17 protein-coding genes are annotated in these 22,289 nt (G+C 74.7%); 7 read left to right on the top strand and 10 right to left on the bottom strand.

The features are described from left to right. Window positions 1-16: 16 nt before the first annotated feature. The gene (hutU, locus tag FHS88_RS00595) at window positions 17-1,702 is read left to right on the top strand and encodes a urocanate hydratase (protein WP_184480260.1); all 1,686 of its coding nucleotides are present in this window, start codon (window positions 17-19) and stop codon (window positions 1,700-1,702) included. Between the two features lie 158 nt (window positions 1,703-1,860). On the opposite strand, the gene FHS88_RS00590 is transcribed toward hutU, so the two are convergent. From FHS88_RS00590 to FHS88_RS00560, 7 genes are all read right to left on the bottom strand, one after another. Continuing rightward, window positions 1,861-2,607 (bottom strand): SDR family NAD(P)-dependent oxidoreductase, encoded by a 747-nt coding sequence (locus tag FHS88_RS00590; protein ID WP_184480257.1) that lies wholly within the window; start codon window positions 2,605-2,607, stop codon window positions 1,861-1,863. A 192-nt stretch (window positions 2,608-2,799) separates the two neighbouring features. Continuing rightward, window positions 2,800-3,264: a poly-beta-1,6-N-acetyl-D-glucosamine biosynthesis protein PgaD gene (pgaD, locus tag FHS88_RS00585; RefSeq protein ID WP_184480254.1), complete on the bottom strand. Its 465-nt coding sequence runs from the start codon at window positions 3,262-3,264 to the stop codon at window positions 2,800-2,802. Next, window positions 3,264-4,532, bottom strand: a complete 1,269-nt coding sequence (gene pgaC, locus FHS88_RS00580) for a poly-beta-1,6-N-acetyl-D-glucosamine synthase (protein WP_184480251.1) — start codon at window positions 4,530-4,532, stop codon at window positions 3,264-3,266. The genes pgaD and pgaC overlap by 1 nt, the downstream gene beginning before the upstream one ends. 3 nt (window positions 4,533-4,535) lie before the next feature. Continuing rightward, on the bottom strand, window positions 4,536-6,476 hold the full coding sequence (gene pgaB, locus FHS88_RS00575) for a poly-beta-1,6-N-acetyl-D-glucosamine N-deacetylase PgaB (protein ID WP_184480247.1): 1,941 nt from the start codon (window positions 6,474-6,476) through the stop codon (window positions 4,536-4,538). Further along, window positions 6,476-8,908 (bottom strand): poly-beta-1,6 N-acetyl-D-glucosamine export porin PgaA, encoded by a 2,433-nt coding sequence (gene pgaA / locus FHS88_RS00570; protein ID WP_272872785.1) that lies wholly within the window; start codon window positions 8,906-8,908, stop codon window positions 6,476-6,478. The genes pgaB and pgaA overlap by 1 nt, the downstream gene beginning before the upstream one ends. Window positions 8,909-9,091: 183 nt before the next feature. After that, window positions 9,092-10,021, bottom strand: a complete 930-nt coding sequence (locus FHS88_RS00565) for a polysaccharide deacetylase family protein (RefSeq protein ID WP_184480244.1) — start codon at window positions 10,019-10,021, stop codon at window positions 9,092-9,094. Continuing rightward, window positions 10,018-10,929 (bottom strand): polysaccharide deacetylase family protein, encoded by a 912-nt coding sequence (locus FHS88_RS00560; protein ID WP_184480241.1) that lies wholly within the window; start codon window positions 10,927-10,929, stop codon window positions 10,018-10,020. Before FHS88_RS00560 ends, FHS88_RS00565 begins: the two co-directional genes overlap by 4 nt. A gap of 297 nt (window positions 10,930-11,226) precedes the next feature. On the opposite strand from FHS88_RS00560, the gene FHS88_RS00555 reads away from it, so the two are divergent. Next, window positions 11,227-11,571, top strand: coding sequence for an ArsR/SmtB family transcription factor (locus FHS88_RS00555; protein WP_211842853.1), 345 nt, complete (start codon window positions 11,227-11,229; stop codon window positions 11,569-11,571). 340 nt (window positions 11,572-11,911) lie between these two features. Then, a complete protein-coding gene (locus tag FHS88_RS00550) occupies window positions 11,912-13,186 on the top strand; it encodes an MFS transporter (protein ID WP_338146311.1) in 1,275 nt (424 codons plus the stop codon). Between the two features lie 111 nt (window positions 13,187-13,297). On the opposite strand, the gene FHS88_RS00545 is transcribed toward FHS88_RS00550, so the two are convergent. From FHS88_RS00545 to FHS88_RS00535, 3 genes are all read right to left on the bottom strand, one after another. Continuing rightward, complete coding sequence (locus FHS88_RS00545) at window positions 13,298-14,413, bottom strand: THUMP domain-containing class I SAM-dependent RNA methyltransferase (protein ID WP_184480238.1); 1,116 nt, start codon at window positions 14,411-14,413, stop codon at window positions 13,298-13,300. Window positions 14,414-14,770: 357 nt separating this feature from the next. Then, a complete protein-coding gene (locus FHS88_RS00540) occupies window positions 14,771-17,137 on the bottom strand; it encodes a putative inorganic carbon transporter subunit DabA (protein WP_184480235.1) in 2,367 nt (788 codons plus the stop codon). Between the two features lie 25 nt (window positions 17,138-17,162). After that, window positions 17,163-18,725, bottom strand: coding sequence for a proton-conducting transporter transmembrane domain-containing protein (locus FHS88_RS00535; RefSeq protein ID WP_184480232.1), 1,563 nt, complete (start codon window positions 18,723-18,725; stop codon window positions 17,163-17,165). A 98-nt stretch (window positions 18,726-18,823) separates the two neighbouring features. Here FHS88_RS00535 and FHS88_RS00530 point away from each other — a divergent pair, with 98 nt between their 5' ends. From FHS88_RS00530 to rsmD, 4 genes are all read left to right on the top strand, one after another. Beyond that, window positions 18,824-19,696: a LysR family transcriptional regulator gene (locus FHS88_RS00530; protein WP_184480229.1), complete on the top strand. Its 873-nt coding sequence runs from the start codon at window positions 18,824-18,826 to the stop codon at window positions 19,694-19,696. A 76-nt stretch (window positions 19,697-19,772) separates the two neighbouring features. Next, a complete protein-coding gene (locus FHS88_RS00525; protein ID WP_184480226.1) occupies window positions 19,773-20,483 on the top strand; it encodes a gamma-glutamyl-gamma-aminobutyrate hydrolase family protein in 711 nt (236 codons plus the stop codon). Beyond that, the gene (locus tag FHS88_RS00520) at window positions 20,480-21,364 is read left to right on the top strand and encodes a pseudouridine synthase (protein WP_184480223.1); all 885 of its coding nucleotides are present in this window, start codon (window positions 20,480-20,482) and stop codon (window positions 21,362-21,364) included. The genes FHS88_RS00525 and FHS88_RS00520 overlap by 4 nt, the downstream gene beginning before the upstream one ends. Before the next feature lie 299 nt (window positions 21,365-21,663). Further along, the gene (gene rsmD / locus FHS88_RS00515; protein WP_184480220.1) at window positions 21,664-22,227 is read left to right on the top strand and encodes a 16S rRNA (guanine(966)-N(2))-methyltransferase RsmD; all 564 of its coding nucleotides are present in this window, start codon (window positions 21,664-21,666) and stop codon (window positions 22,225-22,227) included. The last annotated feature ends 62 nt before the right edge of the window (window positions 22,228-22,289 follow it).

Here is a 22,289-nt window from a genome sequence, read left to right as displayed (position 1 = left end):
CCCGAGCGAGGCCGCCATGACGAACCCGCGCCACAACATCCGCGACGTCTTCCCGCCCACCGGCCCCGAGAAGACCGCCCGCACCTGGGGCGGCGAGGCCGCGATGCGGATGCTGATGAACAACCTGCATCCGGACGTGGCCGAGAACCCGCACGAGCTCGTCGTCTATGGCGGCATCGGCCGCGCGGCTCGGAGCTGGCAGGACTTCGACCGCATCGTCGCCGCTCTGAAGGATCTCGCGGAGGACGAGACGCTCGTCGTGCAGTCGGGCCGCCCGGTCGCCGTCGTGCGCACCCACGCCGATGCGCCGCGCGTGCTGATCGCGAACTCCAACCTCGTGCCGCACTGGGCGACCTGGGAGCACTTCAACGAGCTCGATCGCAAGGGCCTGATGATGTACGGCCAGATGACGGCGGGCTCCTGGATCTACATCGGCACCCAGGGCATCGTGCAGGGGACCTACGAGACCTTCGCCGAGGCCGGGCGCCAGCACTACGGCGGGAACCTCAAGGGGCGCTGGATCCTCACCGGCGGCCTCGGCGGGATGGGCGGTGCGCAGCCGCTCGCCGCCGTGATGGCCGGGGCCTGCTGCCTCGCCGTGGAATGCGACGAGACGCGCATCGATTTCCGCATGCGCACCCGCTACCTCGATGCCAAGGCGCATTCGCTCGACGAGGCGCTCGCCATGATCGCCGACTGGACCGGCCGCGGCGAGGCGAAGTCGGTCGGGCTTCTCGGCAATGCGGCCGAGGTCTTCCCCGAACTGCTGCGCCGGATGAGGGCCGGCGGCCCACGCCCCGACATCGTGACCGACCAGACGAGCGCGCATGACCCGCTGCATGGCTACTGCCCCGCCGGATGGTCCGTCGAGGAATGGCGCGCGAAGCAGGAGAGCGCGCCGGCCGAGGTGGAACGCGCGGCCCGTGCCTCGATGCGCGCGCATGTCGAGGCGATGGTCGGCTTCTGGAACGCGGGCGTGCCCACGCTCGACTACGGCAACAACATCCGCCAGGTGGCGAAGGAGGAGGGCTTCGAGAACGCCTTCGCCTTCCCCGGCTTCGTGCCGGCCTATATCCGCCCGCTCTTCTGCCGCGGCATCGGCCCGTTCCGCTGGTGCGCGCTCTCCGGCGACCCGGAGGACATCTGGCGCACCGACGAGGCGATGAAGCGGCTCTTCCCGGAGAACGCGCATCTGCACCGCTGGCTCGACATGGCGCGCGAGCGCATCGCCTTCCAGGGCCTGCCCGCGCGCATCTGCTGGATCGGGCTGGGCGAGCGGCACCGCGCCGGGCTGATGTTCAATGAGATGGTGGCGCGCGGCGAGCTCAAGGCGCCGATCGTGATCGGGCGCGACCACCTCGATTCCGGCTCCGTCGCCTCGCCCAACCGCGAGACGGAGGCAATGCGCGACGGATCGGACGCCGTCTCCGACTGGCCGCTGCTGAATGCGCTGGTCAACACCGCCTCGGGCGCGACCTGGGTCTCGATCCATCATGGCGGCGGCGTCGGCATCGGCTTCAGCCAGCATGCGGGCGTGGTGATCGTGGCCGATGGCACGCCGGAGGCCGCGCGGCGCCTCGAGCGCGTGCTGTGGAACGACCCGGCCTCGGGCGTGTGGCGCCACGCCGATGCGGGCTACGAGGCCGCGATCCAGTGCGCGAAGCAGCACGGGCTGCGCCTGCCGGCCATCCTCGGCAACTGAACGGGCCGGGGCGGCACCCGCGCGGCGACGGGCGCGCTGCGCCGGCGCGCATGCCGGGCCGCCGCGGGTCGAGACCTTGGCGGTCCGGCCAAGCCCTCGGCCCCTCGCGCACCGTCCAGGGAGCCCCGAGGGGCATGCGGTCGGGCGAGGCGCCGCCATCAGGTCTCGGCGCCGCCGTTCACCTGCAGCATCTGCCCGTTCACATAGGCGCCGCCCTCGCTCACCAGCATGCGCAGCACGGCCGCCACTTCGGCCGGGGTGCCCTCGCGCCCGACCGGCACGCGCGCGACCGCCTTCTGGCGATAGGCGATGGCGGCGGGGTCGGTGCGCTCCTCGTCCGAGGCGATCGGGCCGGGACTGATCGCGTTCACGGTGATGCCCCGCGGGCCGAACTCCTTGGCCAGCGCCTTGGTCAGCCCCCACACGCCGTGCTTCGCCACGCTGACCGGCGCGCGCCCGGCATAGCCATGGATCGCGTTCATGCCGGTGAAGTTGACGATGCGCCCCCAGCCGCGCGCGAGCATCCCCGGCAGGCAGGCGCGGCTCAACCACACCGCCGCGTCGAGATCCACGGCGATGACGCGCCGCCACGCCTGCTCCTCCATCTCGAGGAAGGGTGCCGCCGGCCGCAGGGCGGCGTTGTTCACCAGAACGTCCACCGCGCCGAAGCGCGCGATCGCCTCCGCGGCCAGGGCGCCGCAGGCCTCGGCGCTGCCGATGTCGGCCATGACGACCAGCGCCTCGACGCCGAAGCCGCGCGCGGCCTCGGCCACCGCCTCGCAGGCCGCGCGGTCGGCGGAGCCGTTCACCACGACGTTGAACCCGTCCTGCGCGAGGCCCAGCGCGACCGCGCGGCCGATGTTGCGCCCCGCGCCGGTGACCAGCGCCGTCCTTCGTGTGCTCATGCGACGAACCCCCTTTGCTGGGGCGCGCTTACAGGTCGTCCGCTGCCGAGGATAGAGGGCGGGAGTCTCGCCCCGGCATGGCGCGGACGATGATGAAGAGGCCGGCTCGCGTTCTCGGCACGGGGACGCAGGCGCGATCGCGCCTGTGGCGGACTCCCGCCGGAGGGCAGGATCGGCGCCGAAGCCCGGGACTCAGCCGGGTGGCCCGCCGGTCTCGACGCGCAGGATGCGCCCCGCCTCGTCATGATGGACCACCATGCGCCGGGCGGCGCGCCAGAGCGGAAGGTCGTGCGCCGCGACGCCGAAATCGGCGGCGATCTCCTCATCGGCCGGCCGCGGGAAGGCGCGGCGGCGGTCCTCGCCGCGGAAGCGGCGGCGCTCGACGATCACGCGCACGAGGAAATAGGCCACAAGCGCCGCGGCGAACAGCGCGCAGCCCAGGGCGATCCGCAGCACGCTCCATGGGCTTTCGGGCGGCTCCACCGGCAGCATGTGATGCACGAAGGGCGGCACCCACACCGCGCCGATCGCGGCGACGAGGAGGTAGAGCCAGCAGCACCACAGCACCGTCGTGACCAGCGCATCCCGCCGCCGCGCCGCGACCGGGCGCGAGGCGGCGTCGAGGATCAACGGCGGGACGAAGGGCTGCGGCTCCATCAGCGGAACCCCCGGTCGGGGCTGGTCCAGCGCGCCCGCCGCCCGCTGCGGCGGAAGACCGCGCGCGGGAAGCCCACCGCGGCCGAGGCCGCCGTCAGCATCCAGAACGCCACCGGATACCAGATCACCCACAGCAGCGGACGGAAGGCCTGCGCGTTCGAGACCTCGTGCCGGCGGTCGATCCACAGCGCGACGCAGAACTGCACGAGGCAGGCGACCGAAAGCACCATCCCCCAGCCCGAGAGCAGCGAGGCGCTCGGCGCGAGCCCCGGTGCCAGCAGCCCGAACGCGCCGAGTGCGGTCAGCGCCAGCGTCAGCACCAGCGCGTAGCACCACAGGGTGGACAGCGCATACTCCGCCATCACCCCCCACATCCGCCGCGCATGCCAGTTCAGGAAGTCGGGCGCATAGCGCAGGAAGGTCTGCGCCCCGCCCTCGGACCAGCGCAGCCGCTGCTTCCACAGCCCGCGCAGCGTCTCGGGCATCAGGATGTAGGAGAGCGCGTTGGGCTCGAAATGCACCACCCAGCGGCGGCGCTGCAGCTTCCAGGTGACGTCCACATCCTCGGTCAGGTTGTCGTCCGTCCACCAGCCCACGTCGCGCAGCGCCGCGAGGCGGAAGGCGACCACCACGCCCGAGACGGTGAAGACGCGGCCCGTCAGCCGCTGCGTGCGCTTGATCAGCCCGATGGTGGCCGAGAACTCCCCCACCTGCAGCAGCCCGAGCAGCGAGGAGCGGTTGCGGATGCGCGGATTGCCGGTGACGGCGCCGAGCCGCGGGCGGTTGGCGAAGCGCCGGACCAGCCAGGCCACGCAATCCGGGTGCAGGATGGCGTCGCCGTCTATGCAGACCAGGATCTCGCCCGAGGCGACCATCGCGCCGGCCCGCAGCGCCATCGCCTTGCCCTGGTTCTGCGCGAGCTGCACCACGCGCAGGCGCGGGATCTCGGCGAGCAGATTGTCCAGCACCTCCGCCGTGCGGTCGCGCGAGCCGTCATTCACCGCGATGATCTCGAAATCCGGCCAGGACTGGGCGGCGCAGGCGCGGATCGTCTCGGCGGCGTTGTCCTCCTCGTTGTAGCAGGGGATGAGGATGCTGACGCGCAGCCCGGCGGGCATGTCGGGCGGCGCGCCGGACTGCCGCGCGCCGGCCTCGTGCAGGCGGTAGAAGACGAGGCCGCCGATGGTCCAGACCAGCATCATCAGCAGCGGCCAATAGCCGACGAAGGCGTAGAGCGCGGGCAGCGCCAGGGCCAGCGCCTCGGTCATGACTCAGCGCCGGAAGGGGAAGGAGCGGGCCGAGATCACGTCGAGCATGGTTGCCGCATCCGGCGCGCCGGCGACGAAGTCGTCCGGGTACCAGCCCATGTGGTGGGCGCCGAGCCGCTGGAGCAGGCGCATCTGCGCCCGCAGCCGCGCGGCCGGGACGGGCCGGGCGGGGCGGTGCCGCCAGTCCACCGCCTGCAGTTCGAACACCGTGCCCTCGACGCCGCCCGGCGTCGCGGCGACGCGGGCGAAGAGGTCGCGCAGGAAGGCGTCCGGGTCGCGCGCCTGCTCCATGTAGGGCATGGCCATGATCGCGGTGCGGTCATAGGCGGCGAGGAAGGCCGGCAGGGACTGCGCGAACCATGCCTCGGCCGCCGGTTCGAGGACGGGGCGCGCGAACAGGTTGCGCGCGGTCGCGAGCGGCGCCCGCCAGCGCCGCGCGCGTTCGGCGAGTTCCTGGGTGAAGCCGATCAGCGCCTGCGTCTTGAAGGCGGTCCAGCGCGCCATCAGCGCGGGATCGGCGCGGATGGCGGCGACATCGCCCGGCAGGCCCGCGGCGCGATAGGCCGCGAGCGCGGGGGCGGAGGCGTCCTCGAAATCGGTCAGCACCGCGTCGTCGTGGAACAGCAGGCCGGCGAAGGCGGCGTGCTTGGCGAGGTCCTCGTAGATCTCCCCGATCACGGCGCGGGCGCGCGGCGAGAAGGGCGAGAGGCGGTGATACTGGTCAGGATCCGGCGCGGGCGCCCCGCCGCGGACGGACAGCACCCGATCCGCCACCGCGGGGATGCGGAAGGCGAGCACCGGCATCCAGGCGAAGACCTGCGCCCCGGCGCGGGAGGCGATCTGCCAGGCGACGCGGTTGAACAGGTCCGCGCGCATCGGCAGGTGGCGGTTCGGGAAATAGAGCGCCTCGGCCACGCCGTCGCCGTCCGGGTCCGCGAAGGCCTGCAGATAGACGTGGCTCGGGCCGAGCCGCGCGACGCGCTCGATCAGCGCATCGAGGTTGCGCGCCGCCTGGGCGGGGTCGTCGTCATGCACGTGGTCGAGGTCCACATGCAGCACGCGCTCGCGCACCGGCGCGTCGAAACGCATCATCCGCGCGATGTCGGCCGCGCGCGGGTCGGCCATGGTCAGCAGCCGGTTGATGCGGTCCGGCCGGTCCACCCGCGCCGGGCCGGGGTCGAGCGTCAGCGTCACCGGCATGCCGAGGCGGCGCGCGATGCCGACCGCCTCCATGTTGTAGCGGCCATAGGGCCAGACGAGGCTGCGCGGCCGGCGGCCGAGCTCGCGCGCCAGGATGGCGGAGGCGCGGGCGAGGTCGGATTCGATGCGCCGCGTCCATTCCGCGTCGGTCTCGTAGCGCGCGCCGTCCCAGATGCGCGTCACCGCCGCGGGCTGGACATTGCCCTGCGGGTTCGCCGGCACGCCGCGATGGAGGTCGTGGCTGTGCGAGGCGAACTCGCAGAAGCCGCCTGACTGCATCGCCCGCGCCTGCGCCCAGCTCATCAGCGCGCCGCGCGGCATGGGCTGCCCGCCATAGTCGAAACTGCCGCCCGGTGGCGTCTCCATCCAGGAGGTGACGAGCGCGAACACTGCCGGCGCGCGGAAGGCCGAGAGCAGCGGCATGACGCGCGTGTAGTAGTCGTCGTAGCCGTCGTCGAAGGAGAGCAGCACCGCTTTGCCCGGCAGCGGGCGGCGCCCGTCGCGCGCGGCGAGGATCTCGTCCAGCCCGACGAAGCGCCAGCCGTCCTGCCGAAGGAAGGAGAGGTGCTGGACGAGCATGCTCTCGGAGATCGAGTAGTGCCGCTCCCGCCCGTCCTCGCCGACCTCGTGATAGGCGAGGGAGGCGAAGCGGCCCGGCCCGGGCTCGGCGGCGCTGCCGCGCGGCAGCGCGAGGGCGCCGGCGAGGCAGAAGGCGCCGCGGCGCGTCAGGGGCAGGAGCCGCATCAGAACCTCCAGCGCAGGGCGCCGAGCATGGAGGCGCTCTCCTCCGCCCGCCCGTCGTAGTCGCGCCGCACCCAGCCCGCGCCGTAGGAGAAGGAAAGCGTGTCCGACAGCGCGTGCTGGTTCTCCCACCGCAGCGCGATCACCGGCGACCAGCCGAAGCCTTCCTGCCAGTAGCTGCCGCCGGTGGCGGCGAGGCGGATGCGGAGCTCGGGATCGTAGCGCTTCCAGGCGATCCAGGTGAGCGCGGCGGTCAGGCCGAGTTCGAGGTCGCTGTCCGGGTTGAAATAGGGCGCGCCCTCGCGGCTGTTGCGCGTGGCATAGGCATAGGGCTGCAGGTCGAGTTTCCAGTCCGGCTCGTTGAGCACGCGCTCCTGGAAGCGCGCGAAGCCGATCAGCCGCGTGTTGTCGTCAGAGAAGCGCATGACGCGCACCGAGGCCGCGGCCTCGCGCAGGTCGGAATGCCGCCATGTCAGGCCGAGGGAGGCGGCATCGGCATGGATGCCGGCGGCGAGCGCGGCGAGCGGCGTGTCGGCCGCGCTCGCCTCCGCCGCCCCCTCGATCCGCCACTGGTCGGACAGGCGCAGCGCGAGGGTGAGGAAGGCGCCGCCGCGGTCCACGCCCTCGCGGTCGAGCGTGGCGCCGGCGGTGACGACGGCGCGCGGCCCGCGCCATTCGAGGCCCGCCAGCGCCCGCCAGGTGGTCAGCCGCCCCGAGGGCGTGTCGCCGGTGCGCAGCCCGGTGCCGGCGAAGAGGCGCCAATCCTCCGCGATCGGCGCGGAATAGAGGCGCAGCGAGAGGTCGAACTCCGGGTCGCGCGCGCCGCGTTCGAGGCCGCCGCGCGCGGCGAATTCGAGCTCGCGCATGTCGTGCCGCGCGAGCCGCCGCGCCAGGCGCCGCACCGCCGCATTCTCCGGGAATTCGGCGGAGAGCGCCGCGATCGCGGCCCGCGCCTCGCGCCAGCGGCGGGCATCGAGCAGCGCCTCGGCATGGCCGAGGCGGAGGTCGAGCGCATCCGGCCCGTTGGTCAGCGCCGTCTCGTATTCCTCGAGCGCCCTGTCGGTCCAGCCGCGCAGGCGCCAGATGTCTCCGCGCATCGCGCGCAGGGAGGAGTTCATCGGCGCCGCGGCGGCGAGCGGGCCGACGATCGCCTCCGCCCCTGCGAGGTCGTCCCCCCAGATCCGCCGCAGCGCGGCGGCGGTCACCGCGTCGATGCGTTCCCAGTTCTCGGCCGGCGGCTCGGGGCCACGCAGGGGCAGGAAGGCCGGGATGTCGCGCTCCAGGCGGTCGGTGATGGCGCGCGCCTCGGCCCAGCGGCGCTGTTCCGACAGGGCGTAGAACAGGCCGAGCGTGGCGGTGAGCGAGCCGGGATCGGCCTCGAGCGCGGCGCGGTACTCGGCCTCGGCCTCCGCGGGGCGGCGGGCGTCCATCAGCGCATCGCCGACCGCCTCGCGCGCATAGCCGGGCAGTTCGCCCTGTTCGCGCAGGGCGGCGGCCTCGGCCAGCACATCGGCCATGCGGCCGCGGTCGCGCAGCGCCACCAGCCGGTCGAGCCGCGCATTCCGCACGGCGGCGGCCGCTTCGGGCAGCGGGGCCCAGGCGGCGATGGCGGCCTCCAGCGCGGCGATGGCGGCATCGGTGCGGGCGTGGCGCGCGGCGCGGTTGCGCGGCGTCGGGCTCGCCACCTGCGCGCCCCAGCGCACCAGGAAGGCGTGCGCCGCGCCCTCGATGCGGCGGCGTTCCTCGGCGTTCAGCGTGTCGCCGCCGCGGGCCAGCGCCAGTTCCGGCGCGCCGGCCGCGGCCAGCGCCAGCGCCTGGCGGCGGCGCAGCGCGGCGTCGCGCGGGGCGGCGCGCAGCGCGGGTTCGAGCAGCAGCAGCGCGTCGAAGGGCCGCCGCGCGGCGAGCGCCGCGTCCACCTGCGGCAGGATGGCAGGCGGCGGCGCCGGCCGGGCGATGTCGGCGGAAACCTGCGCGATGCGCGGGTTGCCGGGGTCGCTCGCCGAGGACTGGGCGAGCGTGGCGCGCGCGGCGGCGGCATTGCCGGTGGCGGCGAGCGAGAGGGCGAGGCCGAGCCGGGTCTCGGTGCCGGCCTCGCCGCCGGCGATGGCGCGGCGATAGAGGGCGATGGCGCGTGCCGCCTGCCCGGTGCGGCGCGCCGAGACCGCCGCCGCGGCCAGCGCATAGGCCGGCGCGCGGTTCACCCCGAGCGCGGCGAAGCGGCGCAGCGCCTCGCGGTCCCGCCCGGCCCAGGAGAGCACGACGACGAGGTCGGCGAGCGTGCCGGCATCCCCCGGCGTGGCGGCGAGGGCGGCTTCCAGCAGGCGCCGTCCCTCCGCGAGGTTGCCGGCCCGCGCCGCGGCGACGCCGCTCGCCCGCAGCGCAGCCGGATCATTCGCCAGGGCGGGTTCTGCGCCCGCAAGCGCGAGGGCGGCCAGGAGGGCCGGCAGGAGCCGCTTGCTGCGGCGGGGGCGGCGGTCGGCGGGCGGCAGGGCGCGAGTCCCAGGATTTGTCTGTTCCCGATTCGGGCTTCTTCTACCGCATGTTAGCGCGCGATTCTCACCGCGATCTTAGCGTCGCGCGCGAGAAGCCCCGACCTGTTGCCGCAAGATCGCGTGAGGTCACCTCTGGGCCTGCCAGGCCTCCATGATGCCCGAGGCGGTGGCCGGCCAGACCCCGCCGCGCGCCAGGATGGCGTCGAGCAGCCTCTCGAAGGCGCGGATGCGGTGCGGCTGGCCCATCAGCCAGGGCGTGACCGAGAGGGTGAGGATGCGGCCGCCGCCCGTGGCCCGTGCCTCGGCGTCCAGCACGGCATGGGCGGCGAGGATCGCGTCGGTGAAGTCCTCCGTCGCCATGGTCTGCTGGAACAGCATGCGCTGGTCCGCGAGGTCCTGGGAAAGCGGCATGGCGGCGAGCGTGCCGGCGCGGGTGGCGAAGGCATAGGGCATGTCGTCATTCGCCCAGGCGGCTGTCCAGGCATAGCCCGCCTCCGCCACCAGGTCCGGCGTGCGGTGCGATTCGGAATGGGCGGGGGAATGCCAGCCGCGCAGCGCGCCGCCGAAACGCCCGCGCAGCAGCGCGGTCGCCTCGGCGATCCAGGCCCGCTCCTCGGCCTCGGCGACGCCGCCGTGATGCAGATGGCCCATGTCGAGCCCCGCGCAGGCCGGCTCCCATCCGGCGGCGGCGATGTCGTCCATCAGCACCGGGTATTCGCGCGCGAGCGCTGCGCTGATCAGCGCCGTGCCCGGCACGCCCCGCGCGGCCATGGCGCGCATCAGGCGGTAGATGCCGATGCGGTTGCCGTAGTCGCGCTGGGTGTAGTCCCAGAAGGAGGGGTAGGGCCGCTCCATCCCGCCCGGCGCGATGAAGGGCTTGAGCGGCATGTCCAGCGGGAAATGCCCGACATGCACCGCCACCCAGAGCGCGATGCGCGCCCCGCCCGGCCACTGCACGGGCGCGGTGCGCGGCAGGATGCGGAAGGGGTAGCGGTCGTGGTCCATCCCCCGCCTGCGGTGGGGATAGGCGAGATAGTCGTCCGGCAGCCCGCTCATGGCGTGCCCTCCGCGATCCAGGCCTCGTGGGCGGCAAGGTGGTGCGCGATGTAGTGCTTCGCGATCTCGCGCCCCGTCGCGAGCCAGACCTTGTCGTGGCCGGTGACGTGGCGCAGCACCTCCTCGAGCGCGGCGACGCGGTGCGGCTGGCCGACGAGGTAGGGATGGATGGGCAGGCACATCACCGTGCCGGACTCCGCCCCTTCCTCGTAGAGCGTGTCGAACTGCGCCTTGCAGATCGCGGCATAGCGCGCCGGCGGCGTGTTGCGCATGACGAAGAGCGGGACGTCGTTCACCTCCAGCGAATAGGGGATGGAGACGAGGCGCTGGCCCGAGCGCGTGACGAGCGGCGTCGGCTGGTCGTCGTGCAGCAGGTCGAGGGTGTAGAGGATGCCTTCCTCCGCCAGGATGTGCTGCGTCGTCTCGTCGTTGGAGATGGCGGGTGTCAGCCATCCGTCCATGGACTGGCCGGAGGCGCGCAGGATGGCCTCCCGGTTCTCGCGGATCACGGCGCGCTGCTGGTCCTCGCTCATGCCGTAGAAGTAGCGGGTGTTGTAGGTGCCGTGGCTGAACAGCTCCCAGCCCAGTTCGCAGCAGCGTTCGATGATCTCGGGATAATGGTCGCAGACCGCGACGTTGAGGCTGACCGAGCCGCGCACGCCGTGGCGCGCCATCACCTCCGCCATGCGCCAGAAGCCCACGCGGTTGCCGTAGTCGCGCCAGGAATAGCCGGCGATGTCGGGCAGCGGGCGCGGCCAGGGCATGCGGCGGGCATTGGGCGGGGGGTCGTATTCGTAGTGCTCGATGTTCGGCACGACCCAGAAGGCGATGCGCGCGCCGCCGGGCCAGGTGATGCGCGGCCGGCGGCGCCAGGGCATGAAGGCATAGTGGCCGGGGGTCTTCAGCATCGACGGAGCCTCCTGCTGCCCGCGGGGACGGTTCCATGCCGCGCGCCCCCGATCAAGGCGAGCCCGCCCCCGGATGCGGCGCGGCGCGGCGCCGGAACCCCGGCCGCCCGCCCCGCGCGGGCAGGCCCCGCCCGTTGACGGCCGGGCTGGCATTATCGGTTCCGCGACCGTAAATTAGGGGATCGACTTCACGGGACGGGGTCGGCGCGGTAGGTGCGGTTCCGCGCGTCGCCGCGGCCAGGACCGGGCACGCGGCGGCCGCGGCGAGGAATGCCGGCACGCCATTCGGAGCGACAGATGGAGACTATCACCGAGGCGGTCGTCGCCACGAACCACTCAGCCGCCGCTGAGATGGAGGAGCACGCCGCCGCCGCGGCCGCGATGCTGCGCCTGCTCGCGAGCGAGCGCCGGCTGATGGTGCTCTGCACCCTGATCGCCGAGGGCGAGGCGCCGGTGGGGCGGCTCGCCACCCGCGCAGGCCTGTCGCAGCCGGCCATGTCCCAGCATCTGGCGAAGCTGCGCGAGGACGGGCTGGTCGCGACGCGGCGCAACGGCACCACCATCTTCTACCGGATCGCCGACCCGCGCGTGGCCCGCATCATGGCCACGCTGCACGAGGTATTCTGCGGCGCCGAGGACTGACGCCCGGCGGACGAAGGCCAGGCCCTTCGCCGCCTCGCCTCCGCCCCTGATGTCGCGCGCGGCCGCCCCGCCAGCCCCGCGGATGATGCCGGCGGGCGAAAGGCCCGGCGGTTCCTTCCCTGGACACGAGGCGTGGCCTTCGCGAACACCCCGGACGGCGCGGCCGCCAGCCTGACGTCGGCCCGCGCCATCCACCCGCGATCACGGCAAGCCGCCGAACCTCCGCTCCGAAAGCCTCCCGGGCGCGGCGCGCATGGCGCCATGAGCGCCACGCCATGGCGCGCCGCCGCCCGCGCTGCCATGCTGCCCGGGCCGGGAGGGAACGCCGTGACGGATCATCGTGGCTGAGGCGCTGACGGATTCGCGCACCGCCTGGGGGCGGCTGGCGGCGGCGGTCATGCTCTCGATGCTCGGCAGCGCGCCGATGTGGTCGGTGGTGGTGGTGCTGCCGGCGGTGCAGGCGGAGTTCGGCACCGCGCGCGCGGGCGCCTCCCTGCCCTACACCATGACGATGGTGGGCTTCGTGGTTGGCGGCGTGCTGATGGGCCGCCTCGCGGACCGCTTCGGCGTGATGGTGCCGGCGCTGATCGGCGCGGTCTCCCTCGCGCTGGGCGGCGTGGCGGCGGCGATGGCGCCGAGCCTGCTCGTCTTCGGCCTCGCCTATGGCGTGCTGATGGGCTGCTTCGGCGCCGCCGCCGTGTTCGGGCCACTGATCGCCGATGTCTCGCTGTGGTTCGAGAGGCGCCGCGGCATCGCGGTGGCGCTGGCGGCATCGGGCAACTACTTCGCCGGCACGGTCTGGCCGCCGCTGCTGCAATGGGGCATCGCGACCATCGGCTGGCGCAACGCGCATCTCGCCATGGGCCTCACCTGCGTGGTGCTGATGGTGCCGCTGGCGCTGCTGCTGCGCCGCCGGCCGCCCATGCCCGCCCCGGCCGCGCGGCCGTCCGCCGGGCAGGCGCCGCCAGCCGCCCCGGGCGGCGAGGCGCCGGCCCGGCCGCTCGGCATGTCGCCCAATGCTCTGCAGGCGGTGCTGGGCTTCGCGGGCGTGGCCTGCTGCGTGGCGATGGCTATGCCGCAGGTGCATATCGTCGCCTATTGCGTCGATCTCGGCTTCGGCGCGCAGCGCGGGGCGGAGATGCTATCGGTCATGCTCGCCACCGGCATCGTCTCGCGCCTCGTGTTCGGCATGGTGATGGACCGGATCGGCGGGATCCGCACGCTGGTGCTGGGCTCGGCGCTGCAGGGCGTCGCGCTGTTCCTGTTCCTGCCGGCGGACGGGATGGTGGCGCTGTTCGCCGTCAGCGCGGTGTTCGGGCTGTTTCAGGGCGGCATCGTGCCGTCCTACGCCATGATCGTGCGGGAGCATTTCCCGCCGCGGCAGGCGGGCACGCGCGTGGGCATCGCGCTGTCCTCGACGCTGGTGGGCATGGCGCTCGGCGGCTGGATGGCGGGCGCCATCTTCGACGCCACGGGGTCCTATCAGGCGGCGATGTGGAACGGGATCGGCTGGAACGTCGTCAACCTCGCCATCGCGCTGTGGCTGCTGCAGCGCGCGCGGGGCGGGCGGTGGCGGCTTCCCGCGCGCGCCGCCGCGCCGGCGGCGGGGAACTGACCGAACCCCCGCATCCGGCGGGGCGGGGCCGAACCGGCCGGGCTGCGAGCGGCGTTCCTCCGCCGCGATGGACCCGGCGCCGCGGCCGCCCTCCCCAGCCGCGCCCGTGTCTCACTCCAGCGCCGCCGTCCGGAACAGCCGCACCCGCAGCCCCCCATGCGGCACCGGGGGGTCGCCCGGCAGGAAGGGCAGGCCGGTCGCGCGGGCGAGGCGCGCATCGGCGGCGACGAGTCCGACGCGCCAGCCCCTGAAATGCGCCGCCAGCGTGCGCCCGAGCGCCTGGTAGAGCGGCGCGAGGCCGCGCGCCTCGCCAAGGCGCCCGCCATAGGGCGGGTTGACCATGACGAGGCCGGGCGGGCCCTCCGGCGGCCGGGCCTCGCTGACCGGGGCCTGGCGGAAGCTGGTCCAGGCCGCGACACCGGCGCGTTCGGCATTGGCGCGGCTCATGGCGACGGCGCCGGCGTCGCGGTCGCTGCCATGGAACCGCACCGCCGGGACGCGGCCGGGATTGGCCGCGCGCATGCGCTCCCAGGCCGCGGCATCGAAGGTGGCGAGGCGTTCGAAGGCGAAGGCCCGGGCGCGGCCGGGGTTGAGGCGCGCGGCGATCTCCGCGGCCTCGATCACGAAGGTGCCGGAGCCGCACATCGGGTCGAGGACCGGCTCGCTCCCGTCGAAGCCGCATCGCCGCAGGAACAGCGCGGCAAGCGTCTCGCGCAGCGGGGCGGCGTTCACCTCCGCCTTGAAGCCGCGCTTGTGCAGCGGCTCGCCCGAGGTGTCGAGGCTGATGGTGCAGAGATCGTGGTCCAGGCGGGCCATGACGGCGACCTCCGCCCCGGGGTCCTCCGTCGCGCCGGTCGCGGCGCGGATGGCCCTGGCGATGCGTTCCGCCGCCGCGCCCGAGTGGTAGATGCGCGACTTCGTGCAGCTGGCCTCGACGCGGAAGGGGATGTCGGGCCGCAGCCAGTCGCGCCAGGGCATGGCGCGGGCGCGGGCGTCGAGCTGCGCGAGATGGGTGACGGGAAAGGCCGCCAGGCGCGCGAGGACGCGGTTCGCGCCGCGGATCCAGAGATTGGCGCGCCAGACCTCGGGCCAGCCGCCGCGGGTGAGGACGCCGCCGGGCACGGTCCTCGGCCGCTTGAAGCCCTTGAGGCGGACCTCCTCGGCCAGCACGGGCTCGAGGCCCGGGGCGGTGGCGAGGAAGATCTCGAAATCCTGGTCTCGGGGCATGCCGCGGCGATGTAGCGCGCACGCCCGCGGGTTCCGAGGGCCTTCGCGCAGCCGCGGGCCGGCCGCGCGGCGGGCGCACGCTCCCCGCCCTCCGTCGCGATGGGCCGACGCGCCGTGCCGCGGGGCAGGGCACCTCCGATCCCGCGAGGTCCTGCAGGCTTCACCGGCCGGCGCGCGTATGGCACCGCAGCCGGCACGCCGCCCGCCATCGCCCTCAGCCGGCGGCGCCAGGCTGGCCGCGGCCCATGCCGGCGGGATGTTGCACCCGCCGGGATCGCGCGCGGCGCCGACGGGAAACCGCGCGAAATGGAAGGCGGGAGCCCCGCCGGTGAAGCTCGCTCCGGCGCCCGCCGGGCATCACGCCGCGCGCGCGAACTCCTCCGCCGCCTCCCAGGCGAGGCCCGGGCGGTAGCGGTGGGCGATGCGGCCCTGTTCGAGCACGAGCAGATGCAGCCAGCCATTGTCGAACAGCGCGCGCACGCCGGGATGGCGGGCGAGGATATCGGCGATGGCCGCCGGCGGCGCCTCGACCAGCACCGAGAGCCGGTGCGGCTCATGCGCGAGGCGCTCGCCGTCATGCACCGCCTGCCAGGGCAGGCCGGCACGCAGCATGCCGCCATTGCCCTCCACCACGCCGATGCCGCCGGTGACGTTGTGGATCAGCTTGTTGCCGCCGCCGAAGGCCTCGGGCGCGACCGTCGAGCCGTAGTATTGCAGGCTGATCCAGCTCGCCACCACCACCGGCGCGGTCAGGACCAGCTCCAGCGTGGCGAAGCCCTCATCCGCCCGCCAGTCGTAGTCGTGCAGGAAGGCGCGGCCGCCGAGATCGGCCCCGGCGGTGGCGCCGCGCGGGGCGGCGATGAAGGCGGCGCAGCCGGCGAGCCCCCATTCGGGCCGGATCTCGGCCCAGTTCCGCGCGCGGCCGGCCACCGTGGCGGGCGTGGCCCCCGGCAGGCGCAGCGCCCGCTCGGCCCGCGCCATCGCCCCCGCCTGCGCGAGCCAGGCCCGCGCCCGATCGAGACCCGCCGCGCCCTGCGGGGCGTCGAACAGCGTCACGCTGTCGGTCGTGGTCTCGTGCAGGCCGGCGACGAACACGGTGTCCTCGGGCAGGGCGATGCCGTGGGCGGGAAGGCCCGCGCGCGTCTCGGGGTCGTTCAGCAGCCGTGCGAGCAGCCGCGCCGAGACCGCGCCGGTCTGCCCGCCGCAGGCGCCGCAGTGATAGGCGCTCTCGTGCGGGTTGTTGGCGACGCGGGCGCCGTGGCCGAGCAGCAGCACGAGCGGCGCATGGCCTGCCGTCATGCTCATCGCCTTCAGCACGGCCGCCGCCGCGGCGGCCTTCTGCGCCGCCGTCAGCCCGGGCTCGAAGCGCGGCGCGGGCTCGGCCTCGCAGCGGAGCGAGAGGCCCAGCGCGTCCTTCACCAGCTTGCCCGCATAGGCGAGGCCCGCCGCCTCGACGAAGGCGAAGGAGGAGACCGCCGCCTGCCGGAACCGCCCCCAGGCGCGGGTGGTGCGCGCCGCGATCCGCCGGGCATGTTCCTCCGCCGGCGCGGCATGGCTCGTCGAGGCGAGGGCCGGCGTCAGCAGCACCGGCAGATGCGCCTGCGCCGCGTCGGTGCCATGCGGGCGATGCGACACCGCCAGCCCGAAGAAGCCCGCGAAGCCCTTGGTCTCGATCCCCGGATCGAGGCGTTCGAGGGCCCGGCGGAAGACCTCGGAGCGGACATCGATGCAGAACACCGCCTGCAGCGCCGGCCGGCCCGACCGCGGCGCGGCACCCGCCAGGGCGGCGGCGAGGCGCCGCTGGTAGGCGCGCTCGGAGGCCTCCTGCAGGATGGCGTCCAGCACCTGGTCCGCCGTCGGCGCGACGGGCGCGGCATGGGCGGCGAGGGTCGCCGCCCAGTCCGCCGCGACCGCGGGCGCGTGGGCGAGCAGCGCCTCCTCCCACACCAGCCGGATGGCGAGCAGGTCGGTCAGCGTGCCGTCGGTGCCGCCCTCGAGCTCGGCCTGCCACAGCAGCCAGCGGGCATGCTGCGCCCAGCCGCCGAGCTCGGTCAGCAGCCGGTGGAAGGCGGTGGGCGCGGCCGCTTCCCCGATGCCGAGCCGGTCGGCCGCGCGCAGGATGGCGCGCTCGGGCGTGTCGGGGGCGGCGGCGACATGCGCGCAGAAGCCCGCGAGGCCGGCGACCTCGGGCGTCAGGTCGTGGGTGGCCCATTCCCGCCAGGCGGCGAAGGCGGTCCTGCCCGGGGCGGGCGACCACAGCGCCTGGCCGCGGTCGAAATGCCCGGCGGCCCAGAGGCCGAAGCTCCGCGCGATCACCGCCGGCCAGTCCGTCCCGTCCGCCGTCGCCGCGAGGTCGGCCACGGTGGGCAGCGCCCGCGGCGCCGGGCCCTCCTCCGCGAGCCGGGCCTCCAGCGCGGCAAGGTCGCGCGGCTTCAGCGGCGAGGCAGAGGCGGCGAGCGCCGCGGCGAGGTCCTCCCGCGCGATCCTGCCGGCGGCGAGGTCCGCGGCGTAGTCGGCGCGCCGGCGGGTCACCCGCATCCCGGCCACGCGGGCGAGGCGCGCGGCACAGGTGGCGAGGTCCTCCCCGGTCTGGCCGAGGAAGGGGTTCACCGCCACCGTCGCGTCGAGCGGGAAGGCGGGCGGGATCGCCCGCGCCGCGGCCTCGGCGGCGGCGAGCAGCCCGGCGACGCGGGCGGGGGCGATGTCGAGGGCCTTGGCGAGCATGGGCGTCTCCGCGCGTCTGGGCGTGTCAGAGGGGTTTCGCGGTCCGCAGCCCGCCGATCACCCGGTCGAGCAGCGCGTTGAGGTAGAAGCCGTTGGCGAGGTGCACGCGCAGCCCCGCCGAGGCCGGGTGGTGCGCCCAGTGCGGGAACAGCGCCTGCGCCAGCGCGACCAGCCCGAAGGAGCCGAGCGCGAGCACGATCAGCGCCCATTCCAGCGCGCCGGGGGCGGGCGGGGCGGGCAGGCCGGCGCCCCACAGCGCCTCGGCCAGGACATGGAAGCCGAAATAGGCGACGGCGACGCCGGCCGAGGCGGCGAAGGTGCGACGCGAGAGATCCCGCGGCGCGGCATCCGCCATGCCCTGCGCGACGAGATAGGCGACGCCGAAGATCAGGATGGCGCCGAGCGCGAGCGCCTGGGCCGACTTGCCGCCGACCGCCACGGCGAAGCCTGCGGCGACCGCGGCATAGAGCAGCAGCGCCAGCGCGAAGGAGCGCACCACCGCCCCGCGCCCGGGAATGGCCACCGGCCCCGGCTTGCGGATGGCGTTCACCGCCGCCACCGCCGTGCCCGAGCCGAGGAAGGCATGCGCCTTGTAGAGCGAATGGGCGACGATGTGCAGGAGCGCGAGCGTCCAGAGCCCGAGCCCGCATTGCAGCAGCATGAAGCCCATCTGGCTGACGGTGGACCAGGCGAGCGACGTCTTGACCGCGCTCTGCGTCAGCATCACCGCCGCGCCGAACAGCGCGGTGAGGCCGCCGAGCATGACGAGGGCGGCCATCGCGCCCGTGCTCGCCTGCACGAGATCGGCCAGCCGGATCATCAGGAAGCCGCCGCCATTGATGATGCCCGCATGGAGCAGGGCGGAGACGGGCGTGGGCGCCTCCATCACCTCGGTGAGCCAGCCGTGCAGGGGGAAGGCCGCCGTCTTGAGCAGCGCGGCGAGGACGAGGAAGCCGACCGCCAGCTGTGCGGCCGGCGGCAGCCCGCCCGCCGCGGCGGCCGAGATGCGCGCGAGGTCCGCCGTGCCGAAGGCCGCCCAGAGCAGGCCGGCGGCGACGACCAGCGCCGCATCGCCCGCGCCCCACACCAGCGCGAACTTCGCCGCCGCCCGCCGCGCCTCCGGCCTCTCGCGGTAGTGCAGCAGGAGCAGCCGCAGCCCCGCCCCCACCGCGAGGAAGGCGAGCACCAGCACCGCGAGGCTGCCCGCCTGCACGAGCAGCAGCACCGCGCCGAGGGTGGCGAGCAGCAGGCCGTGGAACGCCCCTTCCCGCGCATCGCCGTCGAGGTAGCTGCGGGCGTAGCGCACCACCACCCAGCCGACGAAGGCGACGAGCAGCGCCATCGTCGCCGAGACGGCGTCGAGCCGGATGGCGAGCAGCCCCGCGCCGCGGCCGATGCCGAAGGTTCCGCCGCCGGCGGCGATCAGCTGGACGACCCCCGCCCCGGCGAGGGCGAGGGCGGCCAGCGCCGCCGCCTCCGCGAGCCGCGGCAGCCCGCCCGGGCGACGGCCGGGGCGGGCCAGGGCGAAGGCCGCGGCGGCGAGGAGCACGAGCGGCGCGGCAAGGGACAGGGGCGGCAGGCTGGTCATCTCCGGCTCCGTCGAGGCTGGACGGCGCCGGAGGTAGCCGTTGAAACACTTCGAGAAAATTATATGTTTTGCGAGTAAACGTTCTATATGATCGAATAATGGCGTCGCTCAACCTCCATCATCTCCGGCTGTTCCGCGCCATCGCCACCGACGGCACGCTGACCGGCGCCGCGCGCCGGCTGAACATCTCGCCCTCGGCCCTGTCGAGCCAGGTGCGGGCGCTGGAGGACAGCCTCGGCCACGCGCTGTTCGAACGGCGCGGACGCCGCCTGGTGCTGACCGAGGCCGGCCGCGTCGCGCTCGACCACGCGGAGGTGATCTTCCGCACCGCCGAGGATCTCTCCGCCATCCTGCGGGAGGCAGGCCGGGCGCGGCAGGCGCTGCGCGTCGGCGCGCTGGCCACGCTCTCGCGCAACTTCCAGCTCCGCTTCCTGCGGCCGCTGATCGGGCGCGCGGATGTCGAGGTGGTGCTGCGCTCGGGCAGCCAGGCGGAGCTCCTGCGCGGGCTCGAGGCGCTCGCCCTCGACGTGGTGCTGACCAACCTGCCGCCCCCCGCCGATGCCGCGAGCCCCTGGCTCGTGCATCGCCTGGCCGAGCAGCCCGTCAGCCTCGTCGGCCATCCGCGGCGGCTGGGGGCGGGCGGGCGGGGCCTCGCCGCGCTGCTCGCCGCCGAGCCGCTGGTGCTGCCGACGCGCGAGACGGCGATCCGCGTCGCCTTCGACGCGCTCGCCGCGCGGCTCGGCGTCGCGCCAATGATCGCCGCGGAGGCCGACGACATGGCGATGCTGCGCCTGCTCGCGCGCGAGGATCTCGGCCTCGCGGTGCTGCCGCCGATCGTGGTGCAGGACGAGATCGCCCAAGGGGCGCTCGTCGTGGCCGCGCAGCTCGAGGGCATCACCGAGACCTTCCTCGCCGTCACCCGGGAACGCCGCTTCGCCAATCCGCTGCTCGCCGGGCTGCTCGGCCGGTGATCCCGGCCGGCGGGAAGCGGGCGGCCGCGCGGCGGCGCGGTTTCCCGCACGGCCCGATCTGCTCTAGGAAGCAGCCATGCGCGACAGGCCGCTGATCGGTGTGACGTTGGATTCGGAGCCGGCCGGGGGCTGGTCGAAACTGCCCTGGTACGCGCTGCGCCAGAACTACTTCGCGGCGGTCGTCGCGGCGGGCGGGCTGCCGGTGGCGCTGCCGCACCACCCCACGCTGGCCGGGGCCTATCTCGACGAGGTGGACGGGCTGCTGGTCACGGGCGGCGCCTTCGACGTGGACCCGGCGCTGTGGGGCGGCGGGCCGCCCCATCCCAAGGTGACGCTCAAGCCCGGGCGGACGGATTTCGAACTCGCCGCGACGCGCGCGGCGCTGGCGCGCGACAAGCCGGTGCTCGGCATCTGCGGCGGGCAGCAATTGCTGGCCGTCGCCTTCGGCGGGACGCTGATCCAGCACATCCCGGACGAGGTCGCGGGTGCGCTCGCGCATGAGCAGCCGAACCCGCGCACCGAGCCGGGGCACGAGGTGGCGATCGCCGAGGGCACGCTGCTCGCGCGCATCGTGGGCAGCGCGCGCATGGCGGTGAACTCGGCCCATCACCAGGCGGTGGCGAGCGCCGGCTCGGGCGTGGTGAACGCGGTCGCCCCCGATGGCGTGATCGAGGGCGTGGAGCATCCGGGCCATCGCTTCGCGCTCGGCGTGCAGTGGCATCCGGAATACGCGGTGGATCCGCGCGACCCCGCGATCTTCGCCGCCTTCGTGGAGGCCTGCCGGTGAGCGGGGACGGCGACGACCCGAAGCGCGGCGAGCGCATCGCGAAGTGGCTGGCGCGCGCGGGCGTCGCCTCGCGCCGCGATGCGGAGAAGATGATCGCCGAGGGACGGGTGAAGCTCGGCGGCAAGGTGGTCGAGACGCCCGCGACCTTCATCGCGCCGGGCGACCACGTGACGGTGGACGGCAAGCCCGTCGCGCCGCCCGAGCGCACGCGGCTGTTCCGCTACCACAAGCCCGACGGGCTGGTGACGACGCATCGCGACCCCGAGGGCCGGCCGACCGTGTTCGAGAAGCTGCCGCCCGGCCTGCCGCGGCTGGTGAGCGTGGGCCGCCTCGACCTGACCAGCGAGGGGCTGCTGCTGCTGACCAATGACGGCGCGCTCGCGCGCAGGCTGGAACTGCCCTCGAACGGCTGGCTGCGGCGCTACCGCGTGCGGGTGCACGGGCGGGTGGACGAGAAGGCGCTGGCGGCGCTCGCGCGCGGCGTGACGATCGAGGGCGTGCAGTACGGGCCGATCGAGGCCGGGCTCGATGCGCGGCAGGGCACGAATGCCTGGCTTACCGTCTCGCTGCGCGAGGGCAAGAACCGCGAGATCCGCCGCGTCATGGCGCATCTCGGCCTCGAGGTGACGCGGCTGATCCGCACCGCCTACGGGCCGTTCCAGCTCGGCATCCTGCCGCGCGGGGCGGTGGAGGAGGTGAATGCGAAGGTGCTGCGCGAGCAGCTCGGCATTGATGCGCCGAAGCGGCTGCGCGAGGCGGCGGCCGCGCCGCTGCCCGAGCCGCCGCCCGAGGGGCCGCGGCGCGTGCCCCGGGCGCGCAGCGCGCGGATGGGCTCGCGCCGCCCGGTGCGCGGGCGGGAGGGCCCGCGGGGGCGCGAATGACCCGGCCGCCACTTCCTCGGATCGCTGCTCCGCCGCGACCAGGGAGCGCACGGCGCGCGCGCGCCCAGGCAATCAGCCGCGCCGGGAACGCGAGCGCAGGGCGCGAAGGCAAGCGAGGGAGGTGGCCCGCACACGCGCGCTGCGCGCACGCACCACCTCTTCGGATCGCGGCCCCGCCGCCACCAGGGAGCGCACGGCGCGCCCGCGCCCAGGCAATCAGCCGCGCCGGGAACGCGAGCGCCAGACGCGAAGGCAAGCCGGGCGGATGCCCGGCGCCCGCCGTCTGAGGGCCTAGGAACGTGCGCATCATCGCCGGGCGGCATCGCGGGCGCACGCTGCGGGCGCCGGAGGGTGCGGCGACCCGCCCCACCGCGGACCGCGTGCGCCAGGCGCTGTTCGACATGCTGTGGCACGCCGCCTGGGGCGGGCGGATGGCGGTGCAGGACCAGCTCGTGCTCGACGCCTTCGCGGGCACCGGCGCGCTGGGGCTGGAGGCGCTCTCGCGCGGGGCCGACCACTGCACCTTCATCGAGAAGGACCGCACCGCGCTCGCCGCGCTGCGCGCCAACATCACCGCCTGCGGGGAGGATGCGCGCAGCGCCGTGCTCGCCGCCGACGCCACGCGGCCGCCCGCCGCGCGGGTGCCCTGCGGGCTGGTCTTCCTCGACCCGCCCTACGGCAAGGGGCTGGTGCCGCGCGCCGTCGCCGCGCTGGAGGCGGCGGGCTGGATCGCCCCCGGCGCGCTGCTGATCGCCGAGACGGGTGCCGCGGAGGCGCTGGACCTGCCCGGCTGGGAGAGGCTCGCCTCGCGCAGCCACGGCGCGGCCTGCCTGCATGTGCTGAGGAAGCCGGAGACGGGATGAGGCCGGCGGGCGAAGGATCCGCCGATCGCCAATGGCATCGCGCCCGGGGCTCGTGAGGCGGC

It is taken from the genome of Neoroseomonas alkaliterrae (assembly GCF_014199195.1).
Taxonomy (GTDB): Bacteria; Pseudomonadota; Alphaproteobacteria; order Acetobacterales; family Acetobacteraceae; genus Neoroseomonas; species Neoroseomonas alkaliterrae.
Note: the sequence above shows the minus strand (reverse complement) of the source record. Positions and strands in the feature narration are given on the sequence as shown.

Bases quoted from the DNA above. Each gene is read 5' to 3' on its own strand.
- hutU (WP_184480260.1), top strand. From the start codon at position 17: ATGACGAACCCGCGCCACAACATCCGCGACGTCTTCCCGCCCACCGGC.
- FHS88_RS00590 (WP_184480257.1), bottom strand. From the start codon at position 2,607: ATGAGCACACGAAGGACGGCGCTGGTCACCGGCGCGGGGCGCAACATC.
- pgaD (WP_184480254.1), bottom strand. From the start codon at position 3,264: ATGGAGCCGCAGCCCTTCGTCCCGCCGTTGATCCTCGACGCCGCCTCG.
- pgaC (WP_184480251.1), bottom strand. From the start codon at position 4,532: ATGACCGAGGCGCTGGCCCTGGCGCTGCCCGCGCTCTACGCCTTCGTC.
- pgaB (WP_184480247.1), bottom strand. From the start codon at position 6,476: ATGCGGCTCCTGCCCCTGACGCGCCGCGGCGCCTTCTGCCTCGCCGGC.
- FHS88_RS00565 (WP_184480244.1), bottom strand. From the start codon at position 10,021: ATGAGCGGGCTGCCGGACGACTATCTCGCCTATCCCCACCGCAGGCGG.
- FHS88_RS00560 (WP_184480241.1), bottom strand. From the start codon at position 10,929: ATGCTGAAGACCCCCGGCCACTATGCCTTCATGCCCTGGCGCCGCCGG.
- FHS88_RS00555 (WP_211842853.1), top strand. From the start codon at position 11,227: ATGGAGACTATCACCGAGGCGGTCGTCGCCACGAACCACTCAGCCGCC.
- FHS88_RS00545 (WP_184480238.1), bottom strand. From the start codon at position 14,413: ATGCCCCGAGACCAGGATTTCGAGATCTTCCTCGCCACCGCCCCGGGC.
- FHS88_RS00540 (WP_184480235.1), bottom strand. From the start codon at position 17,137: ATGCTCGCCAAGGCCCTCGACATCGCCCCCGCCCGCGTCGCCGGGCTG.
- FHS88_RS00535 (WP_184480232.1), bottom strand. From the start codon at position 18,725: ATGACCAGCCTGCCGCCCCTGTCCCTTGCCGCGCCGCTCGTGCTCCTC.
- FHS88_RS00530 (WP_184480229.1), top strand. From the start codon at position 18,824: ATGGCGTCGCTCAACCTCCATCATCTCCGGCTGTTCCGCGCCATCGCC.
- FHS88_RS00525 (WP_184480226.1), top strand. From the start codon at position 19,773: ATGCGCGACAGGCCGCTGATCGGTGTGACGTTGGATTCGGAGCCGGCC.